Origin of the sequence: Lachnobacterium bovis (genome assembly GCF_900111325.1) — a bacterium.
Classification (GTDB): domain Bacteria; phylum Bacillota; class Clostridia; order Lachnospirales; family Lachnospiraceae; genus Roseburia; species Roseburia bovis_A.
This window is the reverse complement of sequence record NZ_FOGW01000044.1, coordinates 1-5,636: the sequence shown is the minus strand read 5'-3', so window position 1 is coordinate 5,636 and position 5,636 is coordinate 1. Positions and strand designations below refer to the sequence as shown.

The 5,636-nt window shown below is 31.6% G+C and carries 4 protein-coding genes and 7 tRNA genes; all 11 read right to left on the bottom strand.

Translation table 11 applies throughout. The annotated features are described in order from the left end of the window. Positions 1 to 8: 8 nt before the first annotated feature. Positions 9 to 82: transfer RNA gene (locus tag BMY79_RS11495), tRNA-Arg, on the bottom strand. Positions 83 to 106: 24 nt separating this feature from the next. Next, positions 107 to 177: transfer RNA gene (locus tag BMY79_RS11490), tRNA-Gly, on the bottom strand. 4 nt (positions 178 to 181) lie between these two features. Beyond that, a tRNA-Pro gene (locus tag BMY79_RS11485) sits at positions 182 to 256 on the bottom strand. 266 nt (positions 257 to 522) lie between these two features. After that, the gene (locus tag BMY79_RS11480; RefSeq protein ID WP_029067129.1) at positions 523 to 1,392 is read right to left on the bottom strand and encodes a pyridoxamine kinase; all 870 of its coding nucleotides are present in this window, start codon (positions 1,390 to 1,392) and stop codon (positions 523 to 525) included. A gap of 7 nt (positions 1,393 to 1,399) precedes the next feature. Next, complete coding sequence (locus BMY79_RS11475; RefSeq protein WP_074731011.1) at positions 1,400 to 1,999, bottom strand: XTP/dITP diphosphatase; 600 nt, start codon at positions 1,997 to 1,999, stop codon at positions 1,400 to 1,402. 85 nt (positions 2,000 to 2,084) lie between these two features. Continuing rightward, complete coding sequence (locus BMY79_RS11470; RefSeq protein ID WP_022750513.1) at positions 2,085 to 3,113, bottom strand: N-acetylmuramoyl-L-alanine amidase family protein; 1,029 nt, start codon at positions 3,111 to 3,113, stop codon at positions 2,085 to 2,087. A gap of 54 nt (positions 3,114 to 3,167) precedes the next feature. Further along, positions 3,168 to 4,319, bottom strand: a complete 1,152-nt coding sequence (locus tag BMY79_RS11465) for a THUMP domain-containing class I SAM-dependent RNA methyltransferase (protein WP_022750512.1) — start codon at positions 4,317 to 4,319, stop codon at positions 3,168 to 3,170. Between the two features lie 963 nt (positions 4,320 to 5,282). Next, positions 5,283 to 5,356 (bottom strand) — tRNA-Arg (locus BMY79_RS11460). A gap of 24 nt (positions 5,357 to 5,380) precedes the next feature. After that, positions 5,381 to 5,464: transfer RNA gene (locus BMY79_RS11455), tRNA-Leu, on the bottom strand. Between the two features lie 21 nt (positions 5,465 to 5,485). After that, a tRNA-Val gene (locus tag BMY79_RS11450) sits at positions 5,486 to 5,558 on the bottom strand. A 4-nt stretch (positions 5,559 to 5,562) separates the two neighbouring features. After that, positions 5,563 to 5,636 (bottom strand) — tRNA-Asp (locus tag BMY79_RS11445).

Genomic DNA, 5,636 nt, shown 5'->3' with positions numbered 1-5,636 from the left:
GTATCAAATGTGCTCGAAGGGATTCGAACCCCCGACCCACGGCTTAGAAGGCCGTTGCTCTATCCAGCTGAGCTACGAACACATACCTAACTATTTCTCATAGTTAAGCGGGTGATGGGAATCGAACCCACGTATCCAGCTTGGAAGGCTGGTGTTCTACCATTGAACTACACCCGCAGAGTCGGGGTGACAGGATTCGAACCTGCGACCTCCTGGTCCCAAACCAGGCGCTCTAGCCAAGCTGAGCCACACCCCGTAAAGTGTTATCTTCTTGTTTTTGTTTCGTGCCCATCGCCGTGGCACATGTAGTATAATATCACTTACCACATATAATGTCAACACTTTTTTTGATTTTTTTTATTTTTTTTTTAAATTTTTTTTGAGCTGTTTAAAAAATGCCCATTTTATGCGGTTTCCATCCTTTTTTTATTTTCAAAAATCCATACATTTTCAAAGAAAAATACTAATATTTTTCTTGAAAAACAAAAAAATTTTTTTTAATTTCTTTTTAAATCATATTTTTTACTTTAAGTAATCCAATATTTCCTCAAAACATACTCCATCTTCTCTCGGCACGTTTCTTATATCGGATACTTTAATACTTTTTGCCACAAAAAAAGAAGCCCTTTTCACAGATTCATAGAAATTTATTTTATTTATAGCATCTGCCGCTATTATTGCCGAAAAAACATCACCTGTACCGGCTCTCGATATTCCTATTTTTTCGTTACTAAAGACCTGAATATCTTTTCCACATTCTTTTGCAACATTTAATATGTTATTATTATGCTCTATTCCAGTTATAACGACCTTTTTTACCCCCCACGCAATAAATTTATCTATTAGATATTCTAATTTGGTAACAAGTAGTTCATAATCACATATTTGACTAATTTGATTATAGTCTTCATCTAGCAAAATACATGCCTCTGTAAGATTGGGCGTAATAATATCTGCAATTTTTACAATGTCACGCATTTTATCACACATTTCTTCATCATGACTAACATATTTTTTACCATCATCCCCCATAACAGGATCCACTATAGCTATAGCATTATTTTTCTTAACTTTTTCAAGTATCTTTCTCACAATATCAAATTGTTTATTATTACTTAAAAAACCTGTTAAAATGCCTTCAAATTTTAATCCTAGCTTATCCCATTCTTCAAAATAATCTAAAATCCCATCAGTCATATCTTTCATATAATAACTTTCATAGGCTGTATGATTGGATAAAATCGATGTTGGAATTGGACAACATTGTATTTTCAATTTTGAAATAATCGGAATTTCAACAGTTAATGAACATTTTCCAAACCCAGTTAAATCGTTAATTATGATTATTTTTTTTTGCGTATTGTGATTATAATTTACTACCTTGTTACTCATTTATAAACTAATCTCCTAATTTTTCCTTAATAATATCTCTAATTTTTCTAAGTGCTTTTCCTCTATGTGATATATCATTTTTTTCTTCCATTGTCATATCCGCTGATGAAATTTCATATCCATTTGGGTAAAAAATAGGATCATATCCAAATCCATTCTTTCCACTTGCTTCTGTTCCGATATAGCCTTCCATTGTTTCTACAGCCGTCAAGCATTCACCATCTGGCATAATTATAGCCATTGCACACACAAATCTGGCAGTTCTATATTCTTTCGAAACACCTTCTAATCTTCGAAGAATCTCTTTATTTTTCACTTCATATGGTGTGTCTTCACCTAAATAGCGAGACGAATAAATTCCTGGCTCTTTATTTAAATAATCCACTTCTAAGCCCGAATCATCCGCAATAACAATACTGTCTGTATATTTTGCAATTGCTTTTGCCTTTAATATTGCATTTTCTTCAAATGTTGAACCTGTTTCTTCTACATCCTCTTTTATATTAAGTTCCTTTTTCGAGTAAACCTCAACATCTAATCCTTCTAATATTTTTTTAACTTCTTTAACTTTATTTTTATTCCCAGTTGCAAAAATTATTTTTTCCATCTTAAGTATCCTTCCATTTTCTGCTTTTTAATTAATAATTAAAACACAATATGATTCAAAAATACATTATCTATTCAAAAAATCATTATCTGTTCAAAAAATCATTAATTGCGTTATATATTCCTTTTGCTGCTTTAATTTGAAAATCTTTATCATTCAAATTTTTCAAATCACGACCGTTGGTCATAAAACCAACCTCAACTAAAGCAACAGGTGCTTTACTGTTTCTTATAATATAAATGCTATCACCTTCAATAAGGCCTCTTTTATGGGCACCAGTAGCCTCTACAACCTTATCTAAACATACCGCGGCAAAATCCTTGCTTCCACCTTTTTCTAGGCTACATTCATCGTACATAACTTGTACACCTGATAAAGACGATCCTTCAGATTCCTCGTTAGAATTATTATGTATACTAATAAAAGCATCCGCCTTTATATCATTTGCTAATTCTACTCTACTTTTTAAAGATACCGACTCATCTGCTGTTCTCGTATAATAAAATCCTATTTTAGAGTTCAAGTCTGTATCATGAATTTTCTTTAATTCAAGTGTAATTGCTAAATTAATATCTTTTTCATGTATACCTTGTCGTATTGCCCCAGGCATGTTTCCTCCATGTCCAGCATCAACAACAACAATTTTATCATATATATCATGTGGATTTTTAAATTCTATTACTAGTTCATTTTTTTTGAATTGTTTTTTTATTTCATAAATACCATCAAGTTTAAAAACAAATATCCCTTTATTATCTTGGTTAAAATAAGATATTTCATTTATATAATCGCTACTTCCGATTAATTTGTTTCTATCAAAAAAATTTGATTTCATCCCTGTAAATGAAATTTCAACTTTTTTACTAAAATAATCATTTTTTATTTGAATATCCTTCTCTTCAATGTTGGCAGGTAATACGAATTTAATTTTTCCTTTAAAAACTCGATTATATTCAAGCACCTGAGAAACATTTCTATAAGATACATAATTATCCTTATAACTAATTCTAGATGCTTGAATTTTCATGTCCGGTAAAAAACAAATCCAAATACAAATAAAGAACATTATTACAGCAAGAATCATTGTCACCCTTTTTAAAACCCTTATCTCCATAACTGCACCCTCTATTTTTAAAAAATTTTATACCTTTAAATAGCATAAAACAAATTATTTTTTATCTCTTCTAGGTGGCTTAGGCCCCATAAATTGATAGAAATTAGCTTTAATCATACCATTATATATTTTTCTCTTTTTATCAGCTTTCTTTCCTATATAGCGCTCCATATCCTCGTAACTAGTTATTACAAATTTAGACCATGTATCTAGTTCTGCAAACGCATTTCCGATTGTTTTATATAACGCAGGAAGCTGTTCCTTTTCGACTAACCTTTCACCATAAGGTGGATTTGTTATAACAAATCCATATTTTTTTGGATGATGTAAATCTGCAACATCTCTCTGTTGGAAATGAATTAATTTATCAACACCAGCCCTTTTTGCATTGCTTCTTGCAGCCTTAATTACATCTGGATCAATATCATAGCCTTGTATATCAACGTCTATATCTAAATCAATCATTTCCTCTGCCTCTTCCACAGTATCATACCACAATTGTCTAGGTATAAAATTTGTCCATGATTCAGCAGTAAACTCACGATTTAATCCTGGCGCAATATTTGCTGCCATCATTGCTGCCTCTATAGGAAATGTTCCACTACCACAAAATGGATCAACAAGAATTCTATCTTTCTTCCATGGAGTAAGCATTATTAAGGATGCTGCCATTGTTTCTCTGATAGGAGCTAAACTCTTCATTACACGATAACCCCTCTTGTGCAAAGCTTCTCCAGAAGTGTCTAAAGAAACAATAAATTCATCTTTTAACACAGACACTCGAACCGGATATTCTGCTCCTGTTTCCTCGAACCATTTTTTCTTATATGTTCTTTGTAAACGTTTAACCATTGCTTTTTTTATAATGGACTGAATATCTGAAGCACTAAATAACTTACTCTTAACTGAAGTAGCCTTCTTAACCCAAAACTTTCCATCTTCCGGAATATAATCTTCCCATGGCAATTTTTCTATTTCATTAAATAATTCTTCAAACGTCGTAGCTTTAAATCTTCCAACTTGTAAAAGTACTCTTTCAGCACCCCTTAAGAAAATATTTGCTCTACAAATAGCTTCTTCATCACCTTCAAATGTGATTTTTCCATCTTCAACTTTAGTAATCTCATATCCTAAATCATATATTTCTCTTTTAACTACTGCCTCTAATCCAAAATGACATGGCACAACTAACTTAAATAATTTCATACATCTTCTCTTTCTTTCTAAAAATAAAAAAATATACTTATATAAACATTATCGTTCAATTAACGACTAGATTTTTATATTTATTCTAGAAACTAATATTTATATATATCTGCTTCAATTCTACCATATTTTTCTCATTTATTCATCATACATATTTACTTACTACTACTATTACAAAAAATTCAAACATATAATAATAATTTGAATTTTCTAAAATCAACAATATGTTATTCTTTTCTTTTCTATCTTCCCCAAAAATGATTGATAAATCTTAAACAATATCGTATTTTCACACCTTATTTTTACTCATTTCAACAATAAAGCTATTCATTTATCCAATGAATCATATTTTTTTTAGAATTGTAAAAATTTTAATTGATTTTTTTCTTATTATCATATATAATAACACATGAAGAGGCGGTTGCCTTTTCATGTTATACCCCTTATTAATTATTTATACTCCCCTCAAAAGCCACCTATCATGGGTGGCTTTTTTAATGTTTATAATTATTCTTCTTTATTATTTTATATTTCTCACTAAATATTCCTTACTAATTATCCCTTACTAATTATTCCTTACTAATTATTCCTTACTAATTATTCCTTACTAAATATCCCATTTATAATTTATACTTTGCCAATTATAACTTTTATATTTTATATTTTTAGCCTTGGAATCTATGCTCCGTAATTTAATCAAAAAATGAAAAATATCATTCTAAATTAACCTATTAAATATGGATCATTCTCATAAGACATGTGTAACTTGCAAATACATTTTAATTTTAAGTCTGTATTATATAAACATTATATTAAAGTCCTCAAAACCAAAAAAGTATTAGAATCAGATATGCGAATCACTAAATCACTCAAAATGACCTTAATCGACTCTTCAAATAGATATGAACACGAATTTCTAATATAATTATATACAAAAAAAGAGACCCGAAGGTCTCATAAGTACGTGCGTGAGAAGATTCGAACTCCCGACACCTTGGTCCGTAGCCAAGTGCTCTATCCAGCTGAGCTACACACACACATTTTTTAACTTTTACAGTTAATGCCGGCGACCGGAATCGAACCGGTACTGTGTCGCCACAACAGGATTTTAAGTCCTGCGCGTCTGCCAGTTCCGCCACGCCGGCATTTGTAGTCTTTCGACTAAATGGGACCTACAGGGCTCGAACCTGTGACCCCCTGCTTGTAAGGCAGATGCTCTCCCAGCTGAGCTAAGATCCCATAACGACCCAAGAGGGACTTGAACCCTCGACCTCCGCCGTGACAGGGCGGCGCTCTAACCAACTGAGCCATTGGGCC

Excerpts from the sequence above, each read along its gene's own strand:
- BMY79_RS11480 (WP_029067129.1), bottom strand. The coding sequence starts at position 1,392 with ATGAGTAACAAGGTAGTAAATTATAATCACAATACGCAAAAAAAAATA.
- BMY79_RS11475 (WP_074731011.1), bottom strand. The coding sequence starts at position 1,999 with ATGGAAAAAATAATTTTTGCAACTGGGAATAAAAATAAAGTTAAAGAA.
- BMY79_RS11470 (WP_022750513.1), bottom strand. The coding sequence starts at position 3,113 with ATGGAGATAAGGGTTTTAAAAAGGGTGACAATGATTCTTGCTGTAATA.
- BMY79_RS11465 (WP_022750512.1), bottom strand. The coding sequence starts at position 4,319 with ATGAAATTATTTAAGTTAGTTGTGCCATGTCATTTTGGATTAGAGGCA.